The organism is Delftia sp. WSY_22, from assembly GCF_043104185.1.
GTDB classification, from domain to species: domain Bacteria; phylum Pseudomonadota; class Gammaproteobacteria; order Burkholderiales; family Burkholderiaceae_C; genus Comamonas; species Comamonas tsuruhatensis.
The window spans coordinates 280755-306961 of the sequence record NZ_JBICKN010000006.1 but is presented as its reverse complement, the minus strand read 5'-3'; the positions used below and the strand labels follow the sequence as shown (position 1 = coordinate 306961).

The 26207-nt window shown below is 62.5% G+C and carries 24 protein-coding genes and 1 tRNA gene; 17 read left to right on the top strand and 8 right to left on the bottom strand.

What is annotated here, in order from left to right:
• The first annotated feature begins 173 nt into the window (after positions 1-173).
• On the top strand, positions 174-1151 hold the full coding sequence (locus ACF8NF_RS02005; protein WP_016447731.1) for a tRNA-dihydrouridine synthase: 978 nt from the start codon (positions 174-176) through the stop codon (positions 1149-1151).
• A 13-nt stretch (positions 1152-1164) separates the two neighbouring features.
• Here the strand turns inward: ACF8NF_RS02005 and ACF8NF_RS02000 are convergent, their stop codons facing one another.
• Entirely contained in the window at positions 1165-2910 is a 1746-nt protein-coding gene (locus ACF8NF_RS02000; RefSeq protein ID WP_392450188.1) for a phospholipase D-like domain-containing protein, read from the bottom strand.
• A gap of 119 nt (positions 2911-3029) precedes the next feature.
• Between ACF8NF_RS02000 and ACF8NF_RS01995 the strand changes: the two genes are divergently transcribed.
• From ACF8NF_RS01995 to ribD, 7 genes are read left to right on the top strand one after another with little or no spacing between them, the layout of a single operon-like run.
• Complete coding sequence (locus ACF8NF_RS01995; RefSeq protein WP_392449986.1) at positions 3030-3734, top strand: GspH/FimT family pseudopilin; 705 nt, start codon at positions 3030-3032, stop codon at positions 3732-3734.
• Positions 3735-3761: 27 nt separating this feature from the next.
• Positions 3762-4367 (top strand): type IV pilus modification protein PilV, encoded by a 606-nt coding sequence (gene pilV, locus ACF8NF_RS01990; protein WP_167368397.1) that lies wholly within the window; start codon positions 3762-3764, stop codon positions 4365-4367.
• 3 nt (positions 4368-4370) lie between these two features.
• Entirely contained in the window at positions 4371-5441 is a 1071-nt protein-coding gene (locus ACF8NF_RS01985) for a PilW family protein (protein WP_392449985.1), read from the top strand.
• An 11-nt stretch (positions 5442-5452) separates the two neighbouring features.
• On the top strand, positions 5453-6163 hold the full coding sequence (locus ACF8NF_RS01980; RefSeq protein WP_392449984.1) for a PilX N-terminal domain-containing pilus assembly protein: 711 nt from the start codon (positions 5453-5455) through the stop codon (positions 6161-6163).
• A 12-nt stretch (positions 6164-6175) separates the two neighbouring features.
• Positions 6176-11068, top strand: coding sequence for a pilus assembly protein (locus ACF8NF_RS01975; protein ID WP_074921035.1), 4893 nt, complete (start codon positions 6176-6178; stop codon positions 11066-11068).
• Positions 11065-11556, top strand: coding sequence for a type IV pilin protein (locus ACF8NF_RS01970; RefSeq protein ID WP_074921034.1), 492 nt, complete (start codon positions 11065-11067; stop codon positions 11554-11556). The genes ACF8NF_RS01975 and ACF8NF_RS01970 overlap by 4 nt, the downstream gene beginning before the upstream one ends.
• Before the next feature lie 36 nt (positions 11557-11592).
• Positions 11593-12729, top strand: a complete 1137-nt coding sequence (ribD, locus tag ACF8NF_RS01965) for a bifunctional diaminohydroxyphosphoribosylaminopyrimidine deaminase/5-amino-6-(5-phosphoribosylamino)uracil reductase RibD (protein WP_392449983.1) — start codon at positions 11593-11595, stop codon at positions 12727-12729.
• A 26-nt stretch (positions 12730-12755) separates the two neighbouring features.
• Here the strand turns inward: ribD and ACF8NF_RS01960 are convergent, their stop codons facing one another.
• The 7 genes from ACF8NF_RS01960 to ACF8NF_RS01930 all read right to left on the bottom strand — a co-directional run bounded on the left by ACF8NF_RS01960 (position 12756) and on the right by ACF8NF_RS01930 (position 19085).
• Positions 12756-13181: a type IV pilin protein gene (locus ACF8NF_RS01960; RefSeq protein WP_074921032.1), complete on the bottom strand. Its 426-nt coding sequence runs from the start codon at positions 13179-13181 to the stop codon at positions 12756-12758.
• 8 nt (positions 13182-13189) lie between these two features.
• Complete coding sequence (locus ACF8NF_RS01955; protein WP_392449981.1) at positions 13190-15676, bottom strand: pilus assembly protein; 2487 nt, start codon at positions 15674-15676, stop codon at positions 13190-13192.
• A 15-nt stretch (positions 15677-15691) separates the two neighbouring features.
• A complete protein-coding gene (locus tag ACF8NF_RS01950) occupies positions 15692-16456 on the bottom strand; it encodes a PilX N-terminal domain-containing pilus assembly protein (RefSeq protein WP_016447720.1) in 765 nt (254 codons plus the stop codon).
• A complete protein-coding gene (locus ACF8NF_RS01945) occupies positions 16453-17328 on the bottom strand; it encodes a PilW family protein (RefSeq protein ID WP_392449980.1) in 876 nt (291 codons plus the stop codon). The genes ACF8NF_RS01950 and ACF8NF_RS01945 overlap by 4 nt, the downstream gene beginning before the upstream one ends.
• The gene (gene pilV / locus ACF8NF_RS01940) at positions 17325-17963 is read right to left on the bottom strand and encodes a type IV pilus modification protein PilV (protein WP_392449979.1); all 639 of its coding nucleotides are present in this window, start codon (positions 17961-17963) and stop codon (positions 17325-17327) included. Before pilV (ACF8NF_RS01940) ends, ACF8NF_RS01945 begins: the two co-directional genes overlap by 4 nt.
• Complete coding sequence (locus ACF8NF_RS01935) at positions 17954-18517, bottom strand: GspH/FimT family pseudopilin (protein ID WP_016447717.1); 564 nt, start codon at positions 18515-18517, stop codon at positions 17954-17956. The genes pilV (ACF8NF_RS01940) and ACF8NF_RS01935 overlap by 10 nt, the downstream gene beginning before the upstream one ends.
• 253 nt (positions 18518-18770) lie before the next feature.
• Positions 18771-19085 (bottom strand): hypothetical protein, encoded by a 315-nt coding sequence (locus ACF8NF_RS01930; RefSeq protein ID WP_203400510.1) that lies wholly within the window; start codon positions 19083-19085, stop codon positions 18771-18773.
• A 281-nt stretch (positions 19086-19366) separates the two neighbouring features.
• Between ACF8NF_RS01930 and rpsO the strand changes: the two genes are divergently transcribed.
• The 9 genes from rpsO (at position 19367) to ACF8NF_RS01885 (ending at position 26183) form a co-directional block, all read left to right on the top strand.
• Positions 19367-19633, top strand: a complete 267-nt coding sequence (gene rpsO, locus ACF8NF_RS01925; RefSeq protein WP_012206984.1) for a 30S ribosomal protein S15 — start codon at positions 19367-19369, stop codon at positions 19631-19633.
• Between the two features lie 206 nt (positions 19634-19839).
• A complete protein-coding gene (pnp, locus tag ACF8NF_RS01920; protein ID WP_016447715.1) occupies positions 19840-22101 on the top strand; it encodes a polyribonucleotide nucleotidyltransferase in 2262 nt (753 codons plus the stop codon).
• A 122-nt stretch (positions 22102-22223) separates the two neighbouring features.
• Positions 22224-23225 (top strand): NAD(P)H-quinone oxidoreductase, encoded by a 1002-nt coding sequence (locus ACF8NF_RS01915; protein ID WP_016447714.1) that lies wholly within the window; start codon positions 22224-22226, stop codon positions 23223-23225.
• Positions 23226-23227: 2 nt separating this feature from the next.
• Entirely contained in the window at positions 23228-23974 is a 747-nt protein-coding gene (gene tpiA, locus ACF8NF_RS01910; protein ID WP_017404094.1) for a triose-phosphate isomerase, read from the top strand.
• A 58-nt stretch (positions 23975-24032) separates the two neighbouring features.
• The gene (gene secG / locus ACF8NF_RS01905) at positions 24033-24425 is read left to right on the top strand and encodes a preprotein translocase subunit SecG (RefSeq protein WP_016447712.1); all 393 of its coding nucleotides are present in this window, start codon (positions 24033-24035) and stop codon (positions 24423-24425) included.
• Positions 24426-24543: 118 nt separating this feature from the next.
• A tRNA-Leu gene (locus tag ACF8NF_RS01900) sits at positions 24544-24628 on the top strand.
• Positions 24629-24701: 73 nt separating this feature from the next.
• Entirely contained in the window at positions 24702-25061 is a 360-nt protein-coding gene (locus tag ACF8NF_RS01895; RefSeq protein WP_012206979.1) for an NADH-quinone oxidoreductase subunit A, read from the top strand.
• A 23-nt stretch (positions 25062-25084) separates the two neighbouring features.
• Positions 25085-25564, top strand: coding sequence for an NADH-quinone oxidoreductase subunit B family protein (locus ACF8NF_RS01890; protein ID WP_012206978.1), 480 nt, complete (start codon positions 25085-25087; stop codon positions 25562-25564).
• A gap of 10 nt (positions 25565-25574) precedes the next feature.
• A complete protein-coding gene (locus tag ACF8NF_RS01885) occupies positions 25575-26183 on the top strand; it encodes an NADH-quinone oxidoreductase subunit C (protein ID WP_026062051.1) in 609 nt (202 codons plus the stop codon).
• Positions 26184-26207: the final 24 nt, after the last annotated feature.

Here is a 26207-nt window from a genome sequence, read left to right as displayed (position 1 = left end):
GCGTGAAAAAGCCATGACAACTGGTCCGGTGCAACTTGCTGCGGCAAGGGCACAATCGCCTGCCGCCGCCTTGATGAGGGGCGATTCGAAGGGGCAGGCGGCCAATACGGGCCGCAGGAATATTGTTTGATCTGTAACAGGAAGACGGGGCTGCAGGCCCCGGAACACAGCTGATGAGACTGTTGCTGGCGCCCATGGAGGGCTTGCTTGATTTCGTGCTGCGCGATGTGCTCACGCGCGTGGGCGGTGCGGACCGCTGCGTCTCTGAGTTCATCCGCGTCACGGGGACGCTGCTGCCCGACAAGGTATTCCTGCGCACCATGCCGGAATTGAACAATGGCAGCCGGACGCTGGCGGGGGTGCCCGTGCGGGCCCAGTTGCTGGGATCGGACCCGGACAGTATGGCGGCCAACGCGGCCAATCTGGCGCGCCTGGGGCCGGAGGGCATCGACCTGAACTTCGGCTGCCCGGCCAAGGTCGTCAACCGCCACGGCGGCGGCGCTGCGCTGCTGCAGGACCCGGAACAGATTGCGCGCGTGGTGGGCGCCGTGCGTGCCGCCGTGCCAGCGGCCATGCCCGTGTCGGCCAAGATGCGGCTGGGCTTCAACGACACCGCCCTGATGACCGAATGCGCCCAGGCCATGCAGGCCGGCGGTGCCTGCGAAATCGTCGTTCATGCCCGCACCAAGCTCGATGGCTACCGCCCGCCCGCCTACTGGGAGATGATCCCGCGCATCCGCGAATCCGTGACCGTGCCCGTGGTGGCCAACGGCGAGATATGGACGGTGCAGGAGGCGCTGCGCTGCCGCGAGCAATCGGGTTGCAGCGACCTGATGCTGGGGCGGGGAATCGTTGCCGACCCGGGCCTGGCGCTGGCCATTCGCGCCGCCGTTGAAGGTGAGCAGACCCCGGCCGCCGAGGTGTGCTGGAGCGACCTCGTGCCCCAGGTTCAGCGCTTCTGGGACATGGTCTGCGAGGACTTGGAGCCGCGCCAGCGCGCAGGCCGTCTCAAGCAATGGCTGAACCTGCTGCGCCGCCGCTTTCCCGAGGCTGAGCAGGCCTATCAGGAGGTGCGCACCCAGACCGATCAGCGCGAGATCACCCTCTGGGTCCAGGCGCTGGCTCGGCGCCAGGAGTGGGCGGGGTTGTAGCGCTGTCGCCCGCCTACAGCAGGTGGTCCGGCGCCAGCGGGCCCAGGAGCTTGAGCATCAGGCGCAGGCCCCAGCTGGCATCGGGCTCGCTGTGCTCGTCGGCGCGGTCGCTGTCTTCCGAGGCCCGCCAGACCAGTCCTCCATCCTTGTCGATCTCCACGCGCCAGCTGCCGTCCTGCAGGCCCTCGTCAATACTTTGCGTGGCCAGCCTGCCGAACTCGCGGCTGGCGATGAGCAGGGCGATCTCGGTGTTCTGCAGTTGCGAGCGCAGGTCCAGATTCATCGAGCCGACTGCCACCAGGTGACCATCCACCACCAGCAGCTTGGAATGCAGCATGGCGCGCGAGGCACCCGTGGCGCCTGAAGGACCGCCACCGCCACTGCTGCCCGAGCCAAACGCAGAGCGGACACTGGCCGCCGTGCTGCGCATCTCATAGAGTTCAACGCCCATCTCCAGCAGCGCCTTGCGGTGGCGTGCATAGCCGGCATGGGCCAGGGGCGCGTCATTGGAGGCCAGTGAATTGGTCAGGATGCGCACGCGCACCCCGCGTTGCCGCGCGCCGCGAAACGCCTCCATCATGTCCGGACCGGGCACGAAATAGGGCGAGACCACCAGCAGATCGCGCCGCGTCTTGCGGACCAGGGCCAGCAGGCCGTCCACTACCGAATCGGCCTCCAGCACTGGGCGCGCCGCCTGGCGCAAGGCCGGAGTTGGCTGGCCCATGGGCAGCGTGCCAGCAGGCTTGGCCTGCGGGCTGTTCGGGGCGGGTGTGGCTGGCGCAGACGCGTCCGCACTGGTGCTCGGGCTGTCATCCCTGTCCAGCGGGATCTTGGCCGGCTGGTCCACCAGCACGGCGGCCGAGGCCCAGGTCCATGGCGCCTTGCGCAAATCCATGGGCTGCTGGTCCCAGATGATGCGGCTGTGTGCGGCGGCCTGCTCAGCCGTCTTTGCCTCTTTGGCGGCAACGGCAGGCGTAGGGTCCTCGTCCTGCGCCTGATCGCCATCATCGGCAAAGCGCTCGCGCAGCTGCTTGAGCTCCTTGAGACTGATGAGCGACTGAACCGGATAGGCGCGCGGGTTGTTCCAATAGCTGTCGAAGCTGCGTGACAGATCGCCGACCACCGGCCCCGCAGCCAGCACGTCGAGGTCCACGAAATTGCTGGCGCTGTCCGCGTCGAAATACGCATCGCCCAGATTGCGCCCCCCGATCACGCCCATGGCGTTGTCGGCAATGAAGAGCTTGTTGTGCATGCGCTGCTGCGCCCGCTGGAAATCCGTCAACAGCGTATAGGCCCGCCCCAGCACGGAACTGCGTGCGCCCGCCAGCGGGTTGAACATGCGCATCTCTATGCCCGGCACAAAGGCCAGCCGCATGACCTGCGCATTCGCACCCGTGCTGTGGAAGTCGTCCAGCAACACCCGCACCCGCACGCCACGCCGCGCCGCCTCCACCACGCCGCGCAGCAGGCGCTGCGTGCTCTCGTCGGCATGGATGGCGTAGTACTGCAGGTCCAGCGTCTGCTGCGCTCCCTCGACCAGGGCCAGCCGTGCGCCGTAGGCGGCCTGGGCGCCGGACAGGAGGGTGAAGGCGGAGGTGGACTGTTTTGCGCCCGTTTCGGCACGTTGCAGCTCCAGCAAGCGGCCTAAAGGCGTTGACTGAGGGGGCGCGACCAGCGCATGGGTCACGGGTCTTTCCACGTCGTTCGGCAGCCCCGCGCATCCTGTGGATGCCAGAAGTGCAAGCAATGCCATGCCCATGAGCGACTTGCGCAACCGGTTCAAGGGTAAGGACGAGTCGCTCATGGTGATGAAGGCTGGGGAAGAGTCTGTAAGGGGACGGCGCCTGTGGATTTTTGCATGTTCCATCTGTAGCAGATGTGGCCGAAAACGCGTCAAGCCTGCCAGACCAGTCTGGCGCCAAGACAGGCGGTGGCCTGTGCCCGCTGAACGGTCCACTGCGCTGCGAAGTGGAAAGTAATAATCAAAATATGTCTTTTTGCAAGCTTCTGTTACCGCCGCCAACGCAGGCAAAAGGCTTCACCTTGATCGAGTTGATGGTGACGCTAAGCATTGCCGCTGTGCTGGCGATGCTGGCAGCACCTTCCATTGGCGACTACATCGTCAAAAGCAAGATGAACGGCGTGGGTGGAGAGTTCTCGGGGAGCATCCTTCGGGCCAGGAATGAATCTGTAAGCCGCAACACCTGCGTCACCATGTGCATGAGCAGCAAGGCGGGCGATGCGGCACCTGTCTGCACGACTACGGGCAGTGACTGGCAGGTTGGCTGGATTGCCTTTTTGAATACCAGTTGCGATGCCTCTGCTACCAAGCCTGCTGTGGATGGTGATTTGATCTTCGCGCGGGTGGCCAACGGCAGCGACGTACTTCTTTCTGCCGCAGGCACTAAGCCGCTCAGAACCATCATGTTCAACTCATCCGGCTCTCCGTCCTTGCCGAGCTCTTCCCAGTTTGGCTTGTTCTATCAGGACAAAGACAGTGCCTACACCAAGAGATACGGCTCCAATATCTGCATAGATGCCCAGGGGCGTTCCAGGAGCATCCCGGGCAACAAGTCCTGCTGAGGGCCAAGAATGAAATTTGCTCATTCAATGACGCGCCGCACCGATGAAGGCGTGACTCTGATCGAGATGATGGTCGCGCTGATCATTCTGTCTATTGGCTTGCTGGGCTTGGCGGGGCTGCAGGCTGCCACGACGAAGTACCGAATCACCACCATGTCCCGCACAGCAGGGACCGGTCTTGTGTTCGATCTGTCCGAACGCATTCGCATCAACGCCGATGCCGCAGGCCCGAGCTTCATGCAGGAGGGCAGTAGCACGACCTCTCTGTACACGATTACCGCGGACTGGGCCACGCAGCAAAAGAACAGCAACTTTACCGTGACCAAGAATTGCAATTCCGCGGCCTGCAGTTCCAGTGAACGTGCCACCTTTGATCTACTGAGTTGGCGTCAGAAAGTTCGCGAAAGCATGCCGCAGGGATCCGCCATGCTTTCGGGCAACAAGCGTGACGGTATTGCCGTGACCCTCATGTGGTTCGACAAGGAGTTCACCGACGGCAGCTCGGATGCCACATTGCAGAAGGCACCCACCTGCAATGCCGACCAGAGCGGCATGGCTCGGCAGACCTGTTGTCCGGCAGAGGCCAAGGCGGTCGAAGGGGTGCGCTGCTCCCGTTTTTCTTTCGTGCCCTGAGCTATGAAAACGCACATCCAGCCACAGCGTGGCATGACTCTTGTGGAGCTGATGGTGGCACTGGCCATCAGCATGGTCATCATTCTTGCCGCCGTTTTTGTGTACATGGCATCAGTGGATTCCCAGCGCGCCCAGGACCGCAGTACTGTCAGCACCGAGACGGGGGCATTTGCCATGCAGATGATGGGGCGCGCAATTATGAATGCCGGCTTTTATCCGGCGCCAGCGATGCCCATCCCGGTGGATGTAAGCCAGACCGGTATGTATGACACCTATCCGCCCATCCCTGCTGCTTCGCGGGTGTCTACCGATTGGGCGGATCCGGCCAGCGGCTGGCCTCCCACCGCCTTTCAGACCGGGATCTATGGCTGCGATGGTGCAAAGCTTGACGTTGCCACCAGCCTCTGCGGGACGGAGACCGCCAATGACCCTGATACCCTCGTGATCAACTACTTCACCAGCGATTCGATGGGAGGTGCAACGGGTTCGCGTTTCGATTGCACGGGTCGGGACGTGGCTTCCGACCCCAGCAACAGCGAGCGCAACAAGGACGCCGAGGGCGTGACCATCGCTGATGGAAAGCCTCCACGCCTGCCCCTGTTCGGCTCCAACCGCTATGCGCTCAGCGCAGGCACTGTATACGTGGGACAGACCGAAGTGAACACCAAGAGCCTGGTTTGCAGCGGCAATGGCAAAAGTCCGCATGGCACCGCTGACAGCACCGCCTATCAGCCGCTGCTGGCGGGTATCGAGGACCTGCAATTCACCTATGGCGTGTATTCGTCGGAGCAGACGCTTTCACCGGACCGCTTCTATACGGCTGCACAGGTCAATGGTCTGTCGAATGCCAGCATCAACGGTGTCACCATGACGGGCTGGCAGCGTGTTGTCTCCATCCGGGTCTGCATCCTTACCAAGACGCTCAATGGAAAAACCCGAATCGCGGACAAGTCTGGCAGTGAACGGAAGTATGTGGATTGCCAGGAAGTGGAAAAAAACCAGCCGACAGGAGAGACCTATACCCGGCTTGTCCAGGTTTTCGGTGCCCGCAATGGCCTGAAGCAAAGTTACTAGGTCGCGTGATCATGTCGTCGCAACAAAAAATCAATCATCAACGTGGCGTGGCGCTGGTTGTCGTGATGCTGCTGCTGGTTGCCATCACGGGCATCACGCTGTGGATGGTCAAGCAATCGACCTTGTCCGAGGGGTTGGCACGCAATCAGCAGGATCAGGAGGCTGCACGCCAGGCGGCCGAATCGGCATTGCGGGACGCGGAGCGGGACATCCTGAATGTCGAGACCGCGTTGCGCACCAATGCCTCCTGCTCTCGTGGAGTTCAGGAGCTCAATCCCAACGACTTTTCTTCCACCTGCAAGGGCGGGCTTTGCTACATGGCTGATGCCAGCTATACGACCACGGACTGGGCTACCGCCGCCAAGGACAACGCCACAGTTGCCGAGCCCTGGTGGCCTACCGGAAAAGGGGGGCTGTGGAATGACGATTTTGACTCCAAGCCCAGTCGAACACCGGTCAAGGCAACCAACTGCAATTTTACGGGAGGCGTGCCGCTTGGAACATATACAGGCGTTGCAGCCATTACGGGTGTGGCCGTGCAGCCCGAGTACCTGATAGAGATTTTCCGCAGAAAGCATGTACGGATGAATCTTGATGAAACCCTGGTCACATCGCGGGGCGAGAACGCAAATCAGTGGTCGTATATGTACAGGATTACAGCCCGTGGCTTTGGCTACTCGCAACGCACGCAGGTGGTGCTCCAGACCATCTACTTTCCTTGAGGTGAGGGAAAAATGAATACAAGAAAATCATTGTTGGCCTTTGTGGGTGGCTTGGTGGCTGCGTTCGCCTGCACTGCCGTTGGCGCGAGTCCGCTGGAAGTGTCCAGGCCACGTCAAGGCGTTCCGCCGAACATCGTCACATCGGCCAACAAGCCGATGATCATGCTCACGGCTTCGAAGGACCACACCTTGTTCGGGCCGGTTTACACGGACTTTGAAGACCTCGATGGCGATGGAGTGATCGACACCACCTTCAAGCCCGACTTCAAGTACTACGGCTATTTCGATGCCACGAAGTGCTATGCCTATGAAAGCGGCATCTTCGTGCCCAAGGTGCTTGCAACCAAAACAGAGGTCACCACCGGGTCCGTCAAATCCACCAAGTTCAGTTGCCCGGCAACGCAGTCGTACTGGAGCGGTAATTTCCTCAACTGGGCGACGATGACGCGCCTGGATACTGTGCGCAAGATGCTTTATGGAGGTTTTCGCAGCGAGGACAAGAACGAATCCACGGTGCTGATGGGCTCCAGGCTGGTGCAGGATGCGCACTCCTTCGTCAAATACTACCGTGGCACGGATATCCGTGATTACACGCCATTCTCGACCACTGATCTGATAAAGACGACGGGCGCCAATGCCAATGTTTATGCAGGCCTGAGCATGTGTGTCACGGGCAGCAGTGAAAATCCTGCCTTGTCGGAACCCAATATCCGGCTGGTCAAGGGCAATGTCAGATTCTGGTCCACCGTGGAGGTCAAGCTCTGCCGCTGGAGAGATGACACGGACAACTACAACCTGGGCACCTTTGGCCCCAAGCTGGCGCGCTTTTATTCCGATACAGACAAGGGCAACGGTGGGGTCAAGCATGAAGAGAAGATTCCTTCGAAGACTGCGGACGGAGCCACCTATTCCGGCGTAGGCCCTGACCTGACGGTGAAGGTGAAGGCCTGTGTTCCCAGCCTGCTGGGCGATGAGCGTTGCCAGGCCTATCCGGCGGACTCCACATCCAACTACAAGCCTTATGGCCTGTTGCAGGAGTTCGGCTATCCGAGCACCAGCAACGCTGCGGCGCGCGTGGAATTCGGCCTGATCACGGGCAGCTACGACAACAACCATACGGCGGGTGCATTGCGCAAGAACATCCGCGATCTGGACGACGAGATCAACCGCACCACCGGTGTCTTCTGCCACAGCGAATCCTCGAAATGTGCAAAGAAGCTGGACGACCTTCGAGAAACGGGCAAGGGTGCCATAAAGACCTTCGACTCCATCATCCTGTTCGGACGCAATGGCACCTCGTATGGAAACGGCAAGACGCCCAGCAATTCTCCCGACGGGGATTTGCCGGCCTGGGGCAACCCCATAGGCGAGATGGTGGTGCAGGCCCTGCAGTACTACGCCTACAACGGCAGCAGTCCTACGCCCAACAATCCGTCATCCAGCAACAACGACACGACGGCGGGCATGCCCGTGGCGACATGGGCCGACCCGCTGGCCACGACGGATGCGCGTGCAAAATATGGCAATGCCATCTGCAGGCCCCTCAATATCCTTGCGTTCTCGTCCAATGCGCTGAGTTTTGACGGCCAGGCAGGAACGGCCTTTGGCACCTTGTCGAATACCACTGGAAATCTGGATTCCTACGTCAACAAGATCGGGGATGCCGAAGGGTTGACAGGCACATCGCGCTCCGTAGGCTCGGTGGGCGGCAAGGGGCTGACAGCGGCGGACGACAAGAATGCCTGCTCGGCCAAGACCGTGGGCACGCTGTCGGACGTCAATGGCATCTGTCCCGAAGCGCCCGCTATGGGCGGAACCTACCAGGTGGCAGGCGCCGCGCTCTATGGCAACACCGCCAAGATTCGCACTATCTCCAATCCGCCCTCGGATCTGGGCACGGTGGAGAACGCACTCAAGGTCCGGACCATGGCCGCCTCGCTGACCGGTGGCTCTCCGCGAATCGACGTACTGATCCCTGGCAGCAATCCCAAGAAATATGTCTATATCACGCCTGAGAGCGTGCAGGACGGCGGAAATGTCAGTGCGCCGTTGACCTTTGCCTCCATCAGTTCCGGCGAGTTCTATGGTTCCTTCATCGTCACCTGGAATGACATTCTGATGGGCGGCGACTACGACATGGATATCACCGGCTTCCTGCGCTACGACTTGATTGCAAATGCCAGTTCGCCTTCTGGCTGGGATATCAAAATCACCACCGACATCCCGGGTGTCTGCGGGGGCAGTCCGGGAACCCATGGCTTCAGTATCATTGGGGTGCAAACGGGCGGCAAATCCGCCAATGGGCGATACCTGACCCACCAGCACTACAGCAGTGGCAAGCTCAAGGGCATGCCCGATACCTCCCAGTATCTCTGCGGTGATGACAGCTACCGCAAGCGGCTGATTGGCACCAAGACGTATGACGGCACGGTCTGCAATGTCACCGGCAATGGCACGGTCTCGTTCAGCGACGGCAGCAGCAGCAAATTCTCCGCCTACTGCACGGTCAAGAACGAGGACTATCTGGTGCCCATGACCTTCAACATGGTTGGCGAGACGGATGCACTGATCAAGGACCCGCTGTGGTACGCAGCGAAATACGGCTACTTCCGCTCCAGCGAAAAGCTGTCAAACGGCACCTACAGCACACTGACCATGCCGCCCAACCAGGCCAGTTGGGACAGCCTGAGCAGCGATGGAAACTCTGGCTCGGATGGTGTTCCGGACGGCTACTTTCTCGCACGCCGTCCTGAAATTCTCGAGGCCCAGTTGCGCCGGGTGCTGGATGCCGTGGCGAAGGACTCGAATGCGGCTCCAGCCATCTCGTCCTCTCAGTTCGTGTCAGGCAGCTACAAGTACGTGGCCAAATTCGACAACGCGACCTATTCGGGCGCGCTGGAGGCCTACAAGATCGATGCAGACGGCAATGTCGGCGCCAATTACTCGTGGGAAGCCGGGCTGATGCTCAAGACCGCTGCGGCGGGTGGCACGCGCGCCATCATCACCAACAGCGGCAATGGCAGCAATGCGGGTATCGCCTTGCGCTGGGACTCCCTGACCGACGCATATAAAGAGCAGATGACCACGGCTTCAGCCAACAAGCTCAGCGTGGACAACGCCAAGCTGGCCTTGAACTATGTGCGCGGCGACCAATCTCTGGAGGGCGCCTCCGCTCTGCGCCAGCGTGGCAATAGTCTGCTGGGCTCCATCGTGAACGGCACACCCTGGATACAGGATCGCCCTCAGGCGCTGATTCAGGGCAATGCCGACTACACCAAGTTCTATGGCGACAACCGTAGCCGCAAGAAGCTGCTGTGGGTGGCTGCCAATGACGGCATGCTGCACGCCTTCGATGCGGAAAATGGCAATGAGCTGCTGGCCTATGTGCCGGGGGTGCTGGCCAATCGCCTGCCCGAGCTGCCGCTGCAGCGCGACACTTCCAGTCGCACCAAACTCAACAACGCCAATTTCACACTGGATTCCACCGAGACCTTGCCGCAGGGCACGATCTGGCCCTATGTGGACGGCAATCCTTTTACGGCGGACGTCTTGGTGACATCGGGCTCCAAGTCGGTGTGGCGGTCTTATGTCTTCGCATCGCTGGGTCGCGGTGGACGCGCCGTGTTTGCTCTCGATGCGACCGACCCTTCGAGCTTCTCGGAGTCCAATGCGTCCAGCATCTTCAAATGGCAATTCACGTCGGACGATGATGCGGATCTCGGCTATATCACCGGCGATGTGGGTATCCATACCACCAGCAATCAGGCCACACCCGTGGCGAAGATGAACAACGGCCAGTATGCGCTGCTGCTGGGCAACGGCAACAGGTCTCCCGGTGGCAAGGCGGTGCTCTATATCCTCTACATGGATGGCCCTTCGAGCGGCAGTTGGAGCGGGCGCTATACCAAGATCGTCGCCGATGCTGGCACCGGCAATGGCATGGCCATGCCACGCTGGGAGGACTACAACGGCGACGGTACGGCCGATGTGATCTACGCAGGGGATCTCAAGGGCAATCTGTGGAAGTTCGATGTGTCCAGCACGACGGCAGACAACTGGGGCGTAGCCTACAAATCCACGTCGTCCGCCAACCTTCCCTTGTTCCGAGCCCAGTACACCACGGGCACCGGAGCCTCGGCTGTCACGACGCAACTGCCCATCACAACAGCGCCGCAGACCTTGTTCATGGGGCGTGGCGGCATGCTGGTCACCTTCGGTACTGGCAATGCATTTGAAACCGGGGACTTCCCTGCGACGGGCACCACGCAACGCGTCTATGGCATCTGGGATCGCCCTGGTATGCCCACGTCAAGGGCGTTACCGGCCTGGTCGGGCAGCACGCTGGTGTCCCGTGCATATACGCGCGATAGTGCGGGCAATGTCTACCTATCTTCCGATGGAACGGCGCTGGACTGGTCACAGCACGATGGCTGGTACATCGCCCTGCCTGGCTCGGCCGAGGCCGTGCTCGCCGATCCGTCGCTGGATGCGGGCGTGCTTTCTCTGGTGGGGGTCCGGCCCAAATCGGATTCCAACCAGTGCTCGGATACGCCCAACACGACCCTTTACACTATCGATCCTATTTCCGGACGTGCCGAGCGCAATGTGCAAGGCACGATGGTGGTGAACTCCAAGACGGTCATCATCGCCGGCAAGGACATTGGCGGTGACCAGCGCGTGCGCGTGGTGAATGACCGCTCCAAGAAGCCCTTCACCAAAAACTGCAAGGCGGGCGAACCTGGATGTACTTGCACGGGCAGTACCTGCGAGAAGGCCTCACCCACCTGCGGCCCTGGCATGGGTGCCAAGCGTGTGGTGGGCCGCAATGCGGACGCCATCATGTGCTTCAGTTCTTCTCCCCGCATGCAGTGGCGTGATGTCCCCGGCCTGAGGACCAATCAATGAAAAGAGATTCTCGATTGATGGCGGGTTTCACGCTGATCGAACTGATGATTACCGTGGCCATCGTCGCCATCTTGGCCTCTGTGGCCTACCCCTCCTACAAGGAATATGTGGCCAAGAGCCGCAGGTCCGAGGCCAGAACCGTTCTTTCGTCTGCTCAGCAGTGGATGGAACGGTTCTATTCGGAGAATTTCCGCTATGACAAGAACAGCGCTGGAACCGCCGTGACCAATTCTGCGCTGTTCCCTGCATATTTCTCGGTATCTCCCCCCAAGGGGCAGGGCACAGCGGTCTATGACATTTCGGTTGTGGTGACTGAGGATGTGCGGGATGCCTACTCCATCAAGGCCGTGCGAAAGGCATCTGCCGGCATGGCCTCGGATCGCTGCGGCGATTACTACCTGGACCAATATGGCCGCAAGGACTTGAAAGAGTACAGTGACAAGTATTTCGCCAACAAGCAGGCGGCCATGGACTACTGCTGGCGATAGTTGGCAGAGGGCCTAGGCTACCGCTGACCTCCTAAAATGGTCTCCAAATTGTCCTCGCAATGGATGGCTCAGGCCATCGAGCTTGCCACGCAAGCGCTGTTCAGAACCTCCCCCAATCCTCGGGTCGGCTGCGTCATCGTCGACTCCCGGGGGGTGTTGCTGGGTCAAGGCGCCACCCAGCGCGCGGGAGGTCCGCATGCCGAAATCATGGCCTTGCGCGATGCCCAGTCCCGAGGGCACTCCGTGCGAGGCGCCACTGCCTATGTGACCCTGGAGCCCTGCGCTCACCATGGCCGCACAGGGCCGTGCTGCGATGCGCTGGTGGAGGCCGGCATCGGCAAGGTCGTGGCGTCGTTGACGGATCCCAATCCCCGCGTGGGTGGCCAGGGCTTTGAGAGGCTGCGCGCCGCAGGGGTCGAGGTTGAGATTGGTGATGGCGCAGATCAGGCGTGGGAGCTGAATCTGGGTTTTTTCAGCCGCATGCTTCGTGCCAGGCCCTGGGTGCGCGCCAAAGTGGCGGCTTCTCTGGATGGCATCACTGCATTGAGCAATGGGCAGAGTCAGTGGATCACCTCTGCCGAAGCCCGGCATGATGGCCATGCCTGGCGCGCCCGTTCCTGTGCGATCCTGACGGGCATAGGCACGGTGCTTGCCGACAATCCTCGCCTGGATGTCAGAGAGGTAGAAACGTCCCGGCAGCCCATGCTCATCGTGGTGGATAGCCAGCTCCAGACACCTCCGGATGCACTCTTGTTTGCTGCGCAACGCAAGGTCGTCATCTACACGGCAGTCAGTGATTTGGCATCAAACCGCGCGCTTGCGCTGCTGGAGCGTGGAGCGCAGTTGCAGTATGTGCCTGATGGTCTGGGGCGTGTGGATGTGCCCGCCATGATCCATGATCTGGCCAGGCTGGAAGTGAATGAGCTGCACGTCGAGGCCGGCCATCGGCTCAATGCTGCGCTTGCCGAAGCAGGGCTGGTAGACGAATGGTTGGCCTATCTGGCGCCCAAGCTTCTATGGAACGGAGCCGGTTGGGCCGATATGCCCTCTTTGAGCAGACTGGCCGATGCTCAGGCCATGTCATTCCATTCAGTCTCAAGTGTGGGAGGCGACCTGCGGGTGCTTCTCCGCAAGGTAGGGGCGGATCGGCTTGGGTTGAGCTGCGCAACCTGAGGCGTCATGCGCAGCCGCAGCTACTGCTACCGCCCCCAGCACTCCACCGCAGTGGTATTCACACCCAGGCCGAGCGCATCACGCTCGCCCGTATGGGTCAGCGTGAAATCGCCACATCGGTCACCGAACTGGGAGCCGCGGCGTGTGGCGATCAGGGTGTAGGTGTCGTCGTCGTGGCCGCTGGTTGACAGGAAGTCGATGGTGTAGCGCTTGCTGGAGTCGTGGGCCCAGGTCAGATCTGCTGGCAACTCGGTGGGGTAGGTGCCGTTGGCGGTGGCGGCGCGCTCCAGCCATTGCTGGGCCTGGAGCAGGCCGGCGCGGGCGTCGGCGCGGTGGACTGCGCGGATGTACTCGTTGTAGCTGGGCACGGCGACCGTGCCGAGGATGACGATGACGGCCACGACGATCATGAGTTCGATGAGCGTGAATCCTGGGGATTGAGGGCGGCGCATGTGGTGCCTCATTTCATTTGGCGCCAGCTGGGGCGCAGGGATTGCTCCGGCATGCGGGCGAGTACATTGCGGCGGTCTTCGGCGTCGTAGCCGATGGCGTGATGGCCCTTGTGGAGCAAGGCCTGGGATCCCCTGGCGACGCTTGCGCGCGAGACCTCCTCATCTGCCGTGCCGTAGACCCCATCGCCGTTGCTGTCCATCAACGGAACGCCGGGTCGCTTGCCATCCATGATGTTCATGAATGTCAGGAATTGGCGCTCCTCGCTCGCATTGCAGGCGTCGGGCGGGCTTGCGCTTTCGCCGGGGCGTTTGGGGGATCCGGCAGGTATCTGGCTGTAGATCGCGAGGATGTTGCTGCCGTCGTAGAAGCCCATTGGCTTGAGCAGGCGCTCGCCCGGCAGGGGCAGGTCCATGTACCAGCCTTTGTGCCGCGTCCAGTCGAGGTCGGTCGTGGAGTCAACGCGCCAGAAGCCTTGGCCGGCCGCCGCTACCGGCTGATGGTTCACCGAGCGCCTGGCCAGTTCTCCGATGCCTGAAACGGGTGCCGCTCGCTGTCCGTCAGGCTGCCTGCAGTCCGAATCCTTGCCATCGAGGCAAGCTTGCACTCTGCCGTCCGCGAGCAGCCTGTAGCGGGTGCTGTCGAGGATGGAATAGATGCTCTGGACCGCTGTGTTGCCAGAATCCTGCCGCGTGATGTGGCGTCCGGTACCGAATGCCACCAGCATGCCGCCTGCCGTCAAGCGCTCGCGCCCTTCTTTGGCATTTTTGCTGGCCCTGCGCCGGTCATTGGCGCGTACGGAAGGAGGGGCGGTGATGGCTTGACGCAGGTTGCGAGTGGCCGATGGAGAACTGCCACCCCAGGCTGTGTACAGCGGCCGGCCGTCGAAGGCCACGCCCCAGCGGGAGGAGGCACCGCTGGCGATGAGGAATTTCCACAGATTGCCCTGGATGTCACCTGCGTAGACCACATCGGGCCGGCCGTCTCCATTGATGTCCACAAGGCGCGGGGCGGAGAGTCCGTTGCGGGTAGTCTCGGGGGTGGTGCCGGTTGGGGTATTGCCCGTGGCAACGAGGCGCAACAGCTCCTGGTTGCCATCGAGGTACTGGATCAGCAACACGGGCCGCTGGTTGGTGCTGTGGTAGCCGTTGCCCGTCACCAGTGCCCAGCGGTTGTTGTTCAACTGCGTGATCTGAGTGCTGCGTTGCGGGTTGGCATCGTCCAGCACGGGCGCCGCCAAAATATGGCCCAGGTCCTTGTTTTCCTGGCAAGTGGCGCGCTGGCGCACGTCATCCAGGCTGGTGCAGTCGCCGGGATCGCTGTTGCGTGTCTGGGTTCGGTCAAGCAGGACCAGCGAGCTGGCACCGGACTCGCTGAAAGCCTCCGGATGGGTGATGTCCAGCACGAAGTAGCCCTTGGCTCCGGCGCCCGCCATGCCAGCCAGCACAGTGCGCCACTGCGAGGACGCAACGCTGCCCGAGGGGATGTCGCCGCTCATGACTGAGCCGTCCACAAAGTAGCGATGCCGGGCGTCATAGTCGGGGTCGGAAAGTCTTGCCAGTCCGGAGATCACGCCTCGTGGGATGTAGGCGATCTTTTCCCTGCCGTCGGTGGCCGAAAAGCCATGCAGCATGCCGTCATTGCCGCCTGCATAGATCATGGGCTGGCGTTTCTGCTGGGCGAGGGTATAGGCGGCATAGCCCGGCAGGGGCCAGTTGTCCACGGGATGACCGGTATGCCAGATCTGGGAGTTGACGATGTCGCCCTGGCGCGAGCTGCGCTGGCGAAAAGGACGGGTGGGGCCAACGCGCGGCGGTTGTCCCGGCGCTTCCATGCGGCGGTCGCCGCGTATGAAGTTGAGCCTGTGCTTGCCCAGGTTGTCTGCTCTTCCTTCGACATCGATGCCCAGGGAGGCTTTCTGCAGGTGGTCGAGTTCATTCCACTTGAAGGACACGCCTCTTTGCAGTCTGTCGCTCCAGGTCAGGATCAGACGGTCATTGATTGCCTGTTCGTCGCTGAGTGCATCCAGGTGGCCGGCCGTGGTTTTGCCTTGCCAGCCGGCTGTTGCGGTGAGGCTGCCATCGGCCTGGACGGTTTCTGCGCTGATCCAGCCGCTCCAGGCCGCTTTTGCGCTGTAGCGGGCGCTGAATATGTCCACGCCGGCCCGCGTAATCACGCTGCCGCTGGAGGCCATGGAGCTGCTGCGGCCCTTGGCATCTGCCTGTTGTCCGGCCGGGCAGTCTTCAATGGGCGCGGCGAATTCGGTGCCATCTGCCTGAACCCTGGCAATTGGAGTGTCTGCCTCCAAGACCTGCTGGACCTGGATGGGTGCCGGCAGGCCAGGCTTTATCGTGACCTTGACTCGGGGCCCAAGCGACGACTGGATCATATCCATTGCCTGGCTGTTTTGCGCGGCCAGGACTGCAGCGGCCATGGCTGCGGCTGTCGGCGCTGGCAGCAGGATGCGCCGGAGCCAGGGATGGCAGAGGTGGGGCATGTCAGGTGTCCTGAGTCAGTCGCGGCGTTTCTGCCGGGCGTAGGTCTGCTGCATCACCACCTGGGTGTTGCTCTTGCGGCCATGGGCAATGGCCGTGATGCGATAGATCACCTGGGGCTGCATGTAAAGGGCCAGTCGGGGTGAGCCGTTGGCGATGACGCCCGAGTTCCCTGCGTTGACGTCATAGGGCAGGATCTCTATCCAGTACCAGCCTCCCTTTCCTGCCTCACGATTTGCCAGGATGGAGTCGCTCTTTCCGCCAGCGATGGCGCCCGTGAACTGGCCGTAGCGTGCGCCGACGTCAGCGGCCGTCATCTGGCCCAGCGTGATCCCTTGGCCTTCGTCCGCGTTGTTCCAGAAGTCCTGAGGTCCCGTGCGCTTGGTGCACAGGCCATCGCGGCATCCAGTGGGTGTGGCCTCAGCGAGGCTGGCCAGCAGCAGGCCGACTTCCCCGGTTTCCCGGGGGAACTGTGCGATGCCTGCACCGCTGCGGCAGACGGATGGCTGGCTGCTGCTGGCGGCGCAGGCGGCGCCGCTGGCCTGTTCGCCCCGAATATCCAGTTCGGCATCCTGCAGCAAGGCCTGTGCAGCCTCCAGGGCACGCTGGTAGTCGGCATCGTTGCCCACGAACATTTCGTTGAACAGTGCGCTGCGCGACGCCCACAGGGCGAGCAGCATGGACAGCATGACCAGGACCACCACGATGAACAGGGCGATGCCTTTTTGGCGCTGCGCTGCGCAGGTGTGGGCATGTCGCATGCCTGCAGCCTTGTGCGTCATCCGGCCAACCCCTGGCTGCGCAACTGGTACACGCTGCGAAAGACCATGTGCAGGCGCCGCGTCCTGGGCGCAGGCAGCGTGGCCATGTGGATGGATTCGGCCGTACCGTCGCTGTCGGCGCAGTCGGTATAGCTGCTGTTGGCGGGCATGTCGATGGCCTCGTTGCCGAAGAGCACCAGGCAGACCTCGGCGCCGACGACGCGAGGCCAGTCCTGGCCTACGGCGGCTGCGTTGACATACTGGATGCGGGCGGCGCCCCCCGGCGCCTGGATCAGGTAGCGCACCTGGAAGTTGGCGACGTTCCTGGCAAGGGGCTGGGCACCCGCGGAGGGCGCTCCGGCGCAGCGCAGGGTGTTTTTACTGGCGTCCAGGACAAAGCGGCTCAGGATGAGGCTGTCGCTGTTGGTCTGCCCCAGGCAATTGCGCTGCAGTGAGGTCTCGATGGCCGATGTGTGCAGCGGCTGCGTGTAGTTGCTGTAGCCCACGGCGAGCTTGTATTGGGAGCGCCCGGGTGCATCGAGGCCCTGGATGGTGTCGTGCACGGGGTTGAAGTCCAGTGCGCCCGCCTCGAATGCAACGGGGTCTGCCACGTCAATGGCTTCTGTTGCCCTCTTGTGTGATGCAAGAAGCAGCCGCAGGGACCCCGCCTGCCGGATCTGCCGGCCCATGACACGGAAGAGATGGGAAGCCTGCTGTTGCAACTGACTGGCATCGCTGACGGTGGCGGACACGGCGCGTGACGCCATGAGTGCGCCCATGGCCACGCCGATGATCAGCAGTCCCAGGAAAAGTCCTACCAGCAGTTCGACGAGGCTCAGGCCGCGTTGGCGCGGTCTGGCCGCAATGGCGGTGGCGATGCGATGGGGATTCATGGGCCTGCGCAGAAGAGCTGGACTGCGTTGTTTGCAAGGTAGGGAGCGCAGCGAGCGCTGAGTGCGATGTATTGCAGGTGGCAGGTTCTGCCTGCAGGACAGGCCATGGCCTGGTCTCCGTGCATGAGATCGCCATCGCCATCAAGCCCGATGGGGTCCTTGTAGTCTGCCTTGCCGGACTTTTCGTTCTCGCGCCAACTGATCATGATCCCCAGCTGGCGCCCATTGCCGGCGCTGGCGGCTGCCTCGTCTCCTGCGAGGAAGACCTTGGCGGCCCCGCCTGGCAGCAGTTGGCGAACGGATGCCTTCCATCGTGCGAGGTGGTAGCTGGCCATTGCGTCCGGGCCGCATGCGGCGGCACTGCAGTCGGCGACGGATTCGGGGGCGTGATTCCAGTCGGAAACGTAGCGGTCGATCTGTCCGAGGGAGTTTGGGTTGGCGTGCGTGCGCTCGCTGAGGTCCTCGATCAGCCGGATGGCCTGGGCGCGGCGCACGCCGCTTTGGTTGTCGGCCAGGGTGCGCATCTGCAGTCCCAGGATTCCCAGAACACCCAGGGCCGTGATGACGGTGGCGACCAGGGTTTCGATCAGGGTAAAGCCATTGGGATGCCGATTGCGGGTACGTGTCAGGCGCATGGAATACCCTCCTGGCCGACCACCCGGATGCGTCCGCCGGACGAGACGCAAATGCCTTGGGTTGCGGCGGAAGTGATTCCGGCCGGAGATGGCGCAATGGCGAAGCCCATGGCGGTGAGTCCGCCCAACTGACCCCAGCGGTCCACACTGATGATGGAGGCAGACCGGGAGCGGGTGACGAGGGTGCGGGCGGGCGTGTCGAAGCGCTGCAGCTCCTCCTTGGGATCCCAGTGCCTGTTGCCATTGCGGTCGGCGAACACCACCCAGCCGCAGCCCCAGTCGGCGTGCTGCGCCGCCAGGGTGCAGCCCTTGGTGCCTTGGGGCAGTTTCTGGATGAAAACGCCGCCACCCCGACGCACGGCTTCGGAGCGCGCGTACTGCAGCGTCGATTGCAGGGCCTCGACGGTCTGGCGAACACGCCAGCGCTCGATGATGAGGTTGAAGCTGGGAGCTGCCAGCGTGGTGAGCACGGCGAGGATGGCGACGACCACCATCAACTCGATGGCAGTGAAGCCTTCGGCGCCCGGGCGAGCCTGAGGCCTGGTCGATGACATGTCTTGAATCCCTCCCCGTCGATTGGCTTGCGCAACGCTGGTTGTTGCTGCTTGTTTCGTGCGCCGCTCAATCTATTGGGGTTGTTCGTGCATGTCTTTCAGACCAATCTGTTTCTTTGGTCAAAAAATAGGAGTTGTGCCGTGAATTGGGCTGAATTCAGGCGTGCAGAGGTGCGAAAAAATCCAATGATGGCAAGGCTTTGCCGGATTTTTGGGTATTCGAGGCCGGCCTAGGACTGTTTCTGGGAGCGTGTCAACGCTGGCGTCTGCCCGGCGGCTGCCCGGTGTATCCGGCGCATGCTCCGGCGTTGTGCCTGCCCTGGCATTCGCGGTAAAGCCGCTTGTCGCGTTGCTCGGGCGACTCGTCGGAGCTGCTGCGCTGCGTCGGCACCCGGACCCGCTGCCCGCCCTTTTTGCGCGTGGAGCCTTGCGCAGCCGATGCGTCGGCGCGGTGGGACGCAGCCTGGGCAGGCAGGGCCAGGCCCAGGGCCGCGACCAGGCAGAGCAGGGCGCATTGCCGCCACTGCGCTTGTCGGGTCGATGGAATGAATGAAAAACGCACTGCCATGGCGTGGCCCTCCCTTGGTGTATGGAATGCCTGCGCACCACATATCCGTGCTTCGTGACCGCATGCCTGTGGCGCGGGCTTTGCGGGATTCTGGGCGGGCAGCAGGCCGAAGTGGCAAAGGGCTGCAAATCAGGTGTGGATACCGGTCCGGGCGTGCTTGTTATAATCCCAGGGTTTTGCATGGTGCAAGACGCACGTCGGGGCCTTTCCAGTCCCGGCGCAAGTAACCAAGGCTGCCTCCTTGCTTTTGTCTTTGAGGCGCCAATTTCCAAGGAAAAAAAATGATCGCATCTTCCGTGAAGGCTGAAGTCGTCAAGTCCAACGCACGCTCTGCCAACGACACTGGTAGCCCAGAAGTGCAAGTGGCCCTGCTGACCGCACGCATCAACGAGCTGACCCCTCACTTCAAGCAACACGCCAAGGACCACCACGGTCGCCGTGGCCTGCTGCGCATGGTGAGCCGCCGTCGCAAGCTGCTGGACTACCTCAAGTCCAAGGACGCTGATCGCTACACCGCACTGATCGCCAAGCTGGGCCTGCGCAAGTAAGCACGGTGGGAGATCGAAACGCCTGAGTTAGCCTGTCTAGCTCAGGCGTTTTTTACTTCGGAGAAAGCAAGACAGAGCGAAGCTGTGTCATTCCATTGCTGCGGATTTGATAGCAAGAAATCCAGCAATGGAATGGCATCGTGTTCTGAATTGCTCTCCATCATGGCCGGATGAGTGCATCTGGCCAACATTCCCTAGGAGCAACAATGTCCATCTTCAACAAAGTCACCAAGACCTTCCAGTGGGGCCAGCACACGGTCACCATGGAAACCGGCGAGATCGCCCGCCAGGCTTCCGGCGCCGTGCTGGTCAACATCGATGACACCGTGGTGCTGGCCACCGTGGTGGCGTCCAAGCAGGCCAAGTCCGGCCAGGACTTCTTCCCGCTGACCGTCGATTACATCGAGAAGACCTACGCCGCAGGCAAGATCCCCGGCAGCTTCTTCAAGCGCGAAGCCAAGCCCAGCGAACTCGAAACCCTGACCAGCCGCCTGATCGACCGCCCGATCCGCCCGCTGTTCCCCGAAGGCTTCTACAACGACGTGCATGTGGTCATCCACACCGTGTCGCTGAACCCCGAAGTCGATGCCGACATCGCCGCCCTGATCGCCACGTCGGCCGCCCTGTCCGTGTCGGGCATTCCGTTCAACGGGCCCATCGGTGCAGCCCGCGTGGGCTACATCAATGGCGAGTACGTGCTCAACCCCGGCCAGACCCAGCGCAAGGATTCGCAGATGGATCTGGTCGTGGCCGGTACTGAAGCTGCCGTGCTGATGGTGGAGTCCGAGGCGCAGCAACTGCCTGAAGACGTGATGCTGGGCGCCGTGGTCTTCGGCCACGAGCAAGGTCGCATCGCCATTGACGCCATCCATGAACTGGTGCGCGAAGCCGGCAAGCCCGTCTGGGACTGGGTCGCTCCCGCCAAGGATGAAGAGCTGATCGCCAAGGTGGCCGCACTGGGTGACGAAGCCCTGCGCGCGGCCTACCAGATCCGCAACAAGCAAAGCCGCACGCAGGCCTGCCGCGAAGCCTACGCCGCCGTGAAGGCCGGCCTGACGGCCCAGGGCGTGGAGTTCGACGGCGTCAAGGTCGAAGGCATGCTGTTCGACATCGAGGCACGCATCGTTCGCAGCCAGATCCTGGCCGGCGAGCCGCGCATCGACGGCCGCGACACGCGCACCGTGCGTCCCATCGAAATCCGCAACTCCGTGCTGCCCCGCACGCACGGCTCGGCCCTGTTCACGCGCGGCGAGACGCAGGCCCTGGTCGTGTCCACGCTGGGCACCGAGCGCGACGCGCAGCGCATCGACGCGCTGGCCGGCGAGTTCGAGGACCGCTTCCTGTTCCACTACAACATGCCTCCCTTTGCCACTGGCGAAGTGGGCCGCATGGGCTCGACCAAGCGCCGCGAAATCGGCCACGGCCGTCTGGCCAAGCGCGCCCTGGCGGCCTGCCTGCCCAGCAAGGAAGAATTCCCCTACACCATCCGCGTGGTGTCGGAAATCACCGAGTCCAACGGCTCCTCGTCCATGGCCTCGGTCTGCGGCGGCTGCCTGTCGATGATGGATGCGGGCGTTCCGATGAAGGCCCACGTGGCCGGTATCGCCATGGGCCTGATCAAGGAAGACAACCGCTTCGCCGTGCTGACCGACATCCTGGGTGATGAAGATCATCTGGGCGACATGGACTTCAAGGTGGCTGGCACCACCAGCGGCATCACTGCGCTGCAGATGGACATCAAGATCCAGGGCATCACCAAGGAAATCATGCAGGTCGCCCTGGCCCAGGCCAAGGAAGCGCGCATGCACATCCTGGGCAAGATGCAGGAAGCCATGGGTGAAGCCAAGGCCGAGATCTCGTCCTTCGCTCCCAAGCTGTACACGATGAAGATCAACCCCGAGAAGATCCGTGACGTGATCGGCAAGGGCGGCTCCACCATCCGTGCACTGACCGAAGAGACCGGCACGCAGATCGACATCGGCGAAGACGGCACCATCACCATCGCTTCCAGCGATGCCGCCAAGGCCGACGAAGCCAAGCGCCGCATCGAAGAGATCACGGCCGAAGTCGAAATCGGCAAGATCTACGAAGGCCCGGTCACCAAGATCCTGGACTTCGGTGCTCTCGTGAACCTGCTGCCCGGCAAGGACGGTCTGCTGCACATCAGCCAGATTGCCCACGAGCGCGTGGAGCGCGTCGCCGACTACCTGCAGGAAGGCCAGATCATCAAGGTCAAGGTCATGGAGACCGACGAAAAGGGTCGTGTCAAGCTGTCGCTGAAGGCGTTGACCGAGCGTCCTGCCGGCATGGAGCGCAGCGAGCGCCCCGCGCCTGCCGAGCGTGAGTTCCGCCAGCCGCGTGAGCCCCGCCAGCAACGCGAGTACCGCGAGCCGCGTGAACCTCGCGAGCCCCGTGACGGCGGCCGTCCGGCTGCCGAGGGCGAGCAGCAACAGCAACAGCAGCAGTAATGCCCGGCAAGGCCGTTCCCCAAAAAGGGGGGGGTGGCCTTGCAGGTGCATGCGGTGACTGGAAAAAGCGCTGACCTGTTCAGCGCTTGTGGCATTTTTGACAGGGATTGCGAGGTCGAAAAATGGAAAAGCAAATCATGCGTGCCGTGGAACTCACGGACTTTGGTGGTCCCGAGGTCTTGCGCCTGGGCGAGCGTCCGCTGCCCGTGGCCGGCGCGCAGGAGTTGCTGATCCAGGTCTCGGCCAGCGGTGTCAATCGTCCTGATGTGTTGCAGCGCAAGGGGCACTACGCCCCGCCGCCCGGTGCCTCGGATCTGCCCGGGCTGGAAGTGGCCGGGGTGATCGTGTCGGGTGACGACGACGCCATGCGGCTGGCAGGCCTGCGCGTGGGCGACCGCGTGTGCGCGCTGCTGGCCGGTGGTGGCTATGCGGAGTACTGCGTTGCGCCAGTGGCCCAGTGCCTGCCCATCCCGGCGGGGCTCAGCGAGGTGGAGGCTTCGGCATTGCCTGAAACCTTCTTCACCGTCTGGAGCAATGTGTTCGATCGCGGCGCCTTGCAGGCGGGCGAAACCCTGCTGGTGCAGGGCGGCAGCAGCGGCATTGGCGTGACGGCCATCCAGTTGGCCAAGGCGCGTGGCGCCACGGTCATCGTGACGGCTGGCTCCGATGCCAAATGCGCCGACTGCCTGAAGCTGGGCGCCGACCATGCCATCAACTACCGTACCCAGGACTTTGCCGCGGAGGTGCAGCGCATCACCGACGGCAAGGGCGTGGACGTGATCCTGGACATGGTGGCGGGCAGCTATGTGGCGCGCGAAGTGCAGAGCCTGGCCGAGGATGGCCGTCTGGTCATCATTGCGGTGCAGGGCGGCATCAAGGCGGAGTTCGATGCGGGCCTGGTCCTGCGCCGTCGCCTGCTGGTGACGGGCTCCACGCTGCGTCCGCGTCCTGTCGCCTTCAAGGCGGCCATCGCCCAGGCGCTGCGGCGCGAGGTCTGGCCGCTCATCGAGGCAGGCGGTATCCGCCCTGTGATTCACAGCACCTTTGCTGCCGCTGATGCCGACAAGGCGCACGCGCTGATGGAGTCGAGTCAGCACACCGGCAAAATCGTTTTGACGTGGTAACCATGAAGAAGAAACTCATCGTCGGCAACTGGAAGATGAATGGCAGCCTGGCTGCCAATGCCGTGTTGCTCAAGGCCCTCAAGCAGGGGCTGCCCGAAGGTGGAAATGCGGGTGTGGCGGTGGCTGTGCCGGCCGCCTATCTGGCCCAGGCCCAGGCCGAGCTTGCAGGGTCGTCCATTGGCGTGGCTGCGCAGGATGTGTCGCAGCATGACTCGGGCGCCTACACGGGCGAGCTTTCGGCTGCCATGCTCCAGGATTTTGACGTGCGCTACACCTTGGTGGGGCACTCGGAGCGTCGCCAATACCATGGTGAAACCGATGCCGTGGTGGCCTTGAAGGCGCAGGCTGCGCTGGCCAAGGGCGTCACGCCCATCGTCTGTGTGGGCGAAACGCTGGCAGAGCGCGAGGCGGGGCAGACCGAGGAAGTCGTCAAGCGCCAGCTGGCAGCCGTGATCCATCAGGTGGGGCAGTGCATCAGTGAGCTGGTCGTGGCCTACGAGCCTGTCTGGGCCATCGGCACCGGCAGGACCGCAACACCCGAGCAGGCGCAGCAGGTGCATGCCGTGCTGCGCGCCCAGCTGGCGGCTGCCAGCCGGCAGGCTGACCGCATCCCCTTGCTCTACGGCGGCAGCATGAATGCCTCCAATGCAGCCCAGCTTCTGGCCCAGGCCGACATTGACGGTGGTCTTGTGGGTGGGGCGTCGCTCAAGGCGCCGGATTTCCTGACCATCATCGCTGCGGCCCAGTGAGCCGGAGCAGTTTCTCCATTCGCTTTTTTAGCTCTCGCGTTACTAGCAGGTACAACCAATGAATGCATTCGCAAGCGTGATCCTCGCCGTCCAGATGCTGTCGGCACTCGGCATGATCGGCCTGATCCTGATCCAGCACGGAAAGGGCGCCGACATGGGCGCCTCGTTCGGCAGCGGCAGCTCCGGCAGCCTGTTCGGTGCCTCGGGCAGCGCGAACTTTCTGTCGCGCTCCACGGCAGGCCTGGCCACGGTGTTCTTCGTGACCACGCTGGCGCTGGCCTATCTGAGCAATGCGCGCCCCGTCAGCTCGGGCAGCGTGCTGGAAGGCGCGGCCCCCATCACGGCACCGGCTCCCGCAGTCCCTGGCGCTGCTGGCGAAGTGCCTGCTCCTGCGGCAGGTCAGGCGCCTGCTGCCGGTGCTGAAGGTGCGGCCCAGATCCCCACGAAATAATTTCGAACAAAGCCCTCGGTCCTCCTGGTCCGAGGGTTTTTCAGAGTAGAATCTAGAGATTGTTCGGTAGGCGGAATCTTTGCAACGAAGATAAAGAGCCAGCCGAAATCGAGACGTAGCCGTCGTGGTGAAATTGGTAGACACGCTATCTTGAGGGGGTAGTGGCGAAAGCTGTGCGAGTTCGAGTCTCGCCGACGGCACCAAGATATAACTAAGAGCCTGCCCTGCTGATCAGGCTGATCGGTGCGGGCATGCCTTTCAAGGTAGCCGCACACGATGAACATCGACCAGTATCTTCCCGTTCTCTTGTTCATTCTCGTCGGCATGGGTGTCGGCGTAGTCCCCCTGGTACTGGGGTATGTGCTGGGTCCGAACCGGCCCGATGCCGCCAAGAACTCTCCCTACGAATGTGGCTTCGAGGCCTTCGAAGACGCGCGCATGAAATTCGATGTGCGCTACTACCTCGTCGCCATCCTGTTCATCCTATTTGATTTGGAAATCGCCTTTCTGCTGCCCTGGGCCGTTGCGCTTCGGGACGTGGGTGGGGCTGGTTTCGCCGCTGTCCTGATTTTCCTGACCGTTCTCGTCGTGGGCTTTGTCTACGAATGGAAGAAGGGTGCGTTGGACTGGGACTGATGCGGGTTCACTAAGGAAACACGATGATCGAAGGCGTGATGAAGGAAGGCTTCATCACCACGAGTTACGACTCGGTGGTGAATTGGGCCAAGACGGGCTCGCTGTGGCCCATGACATTTGGTCTGGCCTGCTGCGCGGTCGAGATGATGCACGCTGCGGCGGCGCGTTACGACATTGGCCGCTTCGGCTCGGAGGTCTTCCGTGCCAGCCCCCGCCAGTCGGACCTGATGATTGTGGCCGGCACCCTGTGCAACAAGATGGCGCCCGCCATGCGCAAGGTCTATGACCAGATGTCCGAGCCGCGCTGGGTCATCTCCATGGGCTCGTGCGCCAATGGCGGCGGCTACTACCACTACAGCTATTCCGTGGTGCGTGGCTGCGACCGCATCGTGCCGGTCGATGTCTATGTGCCTGGCTGCCCCCCCACGGCGGAAGCCCTGATCTACGGCATCATCCAGCTGCAGCAGAAGATCCGCCGCACCCATACCATCGCTCGCGTCTAAGGGCTAGATGATGACTGCTATTGCGATTCACCCCGAAGTGCTTCGGGATGTGGTGGCTGCTGCCTTGGGCGACAAGGCGCGCAGCGTGACCGTGGCCCTGGGCGAGGTGACGGTCGAAGTGTCCGCTGCCAACTATCTGGAGGCCATGCAGGTTCTGCACAGCGCCCCGGATTGCCGGTTCGAGGTTCTGGTGGACCTGTGTGGCGTGGACTATTCCACCTATGCGGAAGTCGGCCGCGAAGGGCCGCGCTTTGCCGTGGTGTCCCACCTGCTGTCGATCAGCCTGAACCAGCGCCTGCGCGTTCGCGTCTTCTGTACAGACGACGATTTTCCGGTGGTGGCTTCGGTCACTCCCATCTGGGCCGGCGCCAACTGGTTCGAGCGCGAGGCGTTCGACCTGTTCGGCATTGTCTTCGATGGCCATGACGACCTGCGCCGCATCCTGACCGACTACGGCTTCATCGGCCATCCCTTCCGCAAGGACTTCCCGCTGTCGGGCCATGTGGAGATGCGCTATGACCCCGAACAGCAGCGCGTGGTGTACCAGCCGGTCACCATCGAGCCCCGCGAGATCACGCCGCGGATCATCCGCGAAGACAACTACGGGGGCCTGCACTGAAGGCGCTGCAGGCGCCTTTTTGAT

Excerpts from the sequence above, each read along its gene's own strand:
- ACF8NF_RS01970 (WP_074921034.1), top strand. The coding sequence starts at position 11,065 with ATGAAAAGAGATTCTCGATTGATGGCGGGTTTCACGCTGATCGAACTG.
- ACF8NF_RS01915 (WP_016447714.1), top strand. The coding sequence starts at position 22,224 with ATGGAAAAGCAAATCATGCGTGCCGTGGAACTCACGGACTTTGGTGGT.
- ACF8NF_RS01935 (WP_016447717.1), bottom strand. The coding sequence starts at position 18,517 with ATGTCATCGACCAGGCCTCAGGCTCGCCCGGGCGCCGAAGGCTTCACT.
- ACF8NF_RS02005 (WP_016447731.1), top strand. The coding sequence starts at position 174 with ATGAGACTGTTGCTGGCGCCCATGGAGGGCTTGCTTGATTTCGTGCTG.
- tpiA (WP_017404094.1), top strand. The coding sequence starts at position 23,228 with ATGAAGAAGAAACTCATCGTCGGCAACTGGAAGATGAATGGCAGCCTG.
- ACF8NF_RS01975 (WP_074921035.1), top strand. The coding sequence starts at position 6,176 with ATGAATACAAGAAAATCATTGTTGGCCTTTGTGGGTGGCTTGGTGGCT.
- ACF8NF_RS01960 (WP_074921032.1), bottom strand. The coding sequence starts at position 13,181 with ATGCGCCGCCCTCAATCCCCAGGATTCACGCTCATCGAACTCATGATC.
- ACF8NF_RS01950 (WP_016447720.1), bottom strand. The coding sequence starts at position 16,456 with ATGACGCACAAGGCTGCAGGCATGCGACATGCCCACACCTGCGCAGCG.
- ACF8NF_RS01955 (WP_392449981.1), bottom strand. The coding sequence starts at position 15,676 with ATGCCCCACCTCTGCCATCCCTGGCTCCGGCGCATCCTGCTGCCAGCG.
- pnp (WP_016447715.1), top strand. The coding sequence starts at position 19,840 with ATGTCCATCTTCAACAAAGTCACCAAGACCTTCCAGTGGGGCCAGCAC.
- ACF8NF_RS01885 (WP_026062051.1), top strand. The coding sequence starts at position 25,575 with ATGACTGCTATTGCGATTCACCCCGAAGTGCTTCGGGATGTGGTGGCT.
- pilV (WP_392449979.1), bottom strand. The coding sequence starts at position 17,963 with ATGCGCCTGACACGTACCCGCAATCGGCATCCCAATGGCTTTACCCTG.
- ribD (WP_392449983.1), top strand. The coding sequence starts at position 11,593 with ATGGTCTCCAAATTGTCCTCGCAATGGATGGCTCAGGCCATCGAGCTT.
- ACF8NF_RS01890 (WP_012206978.1), top strand. The coding sequence starts at position 25,085 with ATGATCGAAGGCGTGATGAAGGAAGGCTTCATCACCACGAGTTACGAC.
- rpsO (WP_012206984.1), top strand. The coding sequence starts at position 19,367 with ATGATCGCATCTTCCGTGAAGGCTGAAGTCGTCAAGTCCAACGCACGC.
- ACF8NF_RS01945 (WP_392449980.1), bottom strand. The coding sequence starts at position 17,328 with ATGAATCCCCATCGCATCGCCACCGCCATTGCGGCCAGACCGCGCCAA.
- ACF8NF_RS01930 (WP_203400510.1), bottom strand. The coding sequence starts at position 19,085 with ATGGCAGTGCGTTTTTCATTCATTCCATCGACCCGACAAGCGCAGTGG.
- pilV (WP_167368397.1), top strand. The coding sequence starts at position 3,762 with ATGACGCGCCGCACCGATGAAGGCGTGACTCTGATCGAGATGATGGTC.
- secG (WP_016447712.1), top strand. The coding sequence starts at position 24,033 with ATGAATGCATTCGCAAGCGTGATCCTCGCCGTCCAGATGCTGTCGGCA.
- ACF8NF_RS01980 (WP_392449984.1), top strand. The coding sequence starts at position 5,453 with ATGTCGTCGCAACAAAAAATCAATCATCAACGTGGCGTGGCGCTGGTT.
- ACF8NF_RS01895 (WP_012206979.1), top strand. The coding sequence starts at position 24,702 with ATGAACATCGACCAGTATCTTCCCGTTCTCTTGTTCATTCTCGTCGGC.
- ACF8NF_RS02000 (WP_392450188.1), bottom strand. The coding sequence starts at position 2,910 with ATGGGCATGGCATTGCTTGCACTTCTGGCATCCACAGGATGCGCGGGG.
- ACF8NF_RS01985 (WP_392449985.1), top strand. The coding sequence starts at position 4,371 with ATGAAAACGCACATCCAGCCACAGCGTGGCATGACTCTTGTGGAGCTG.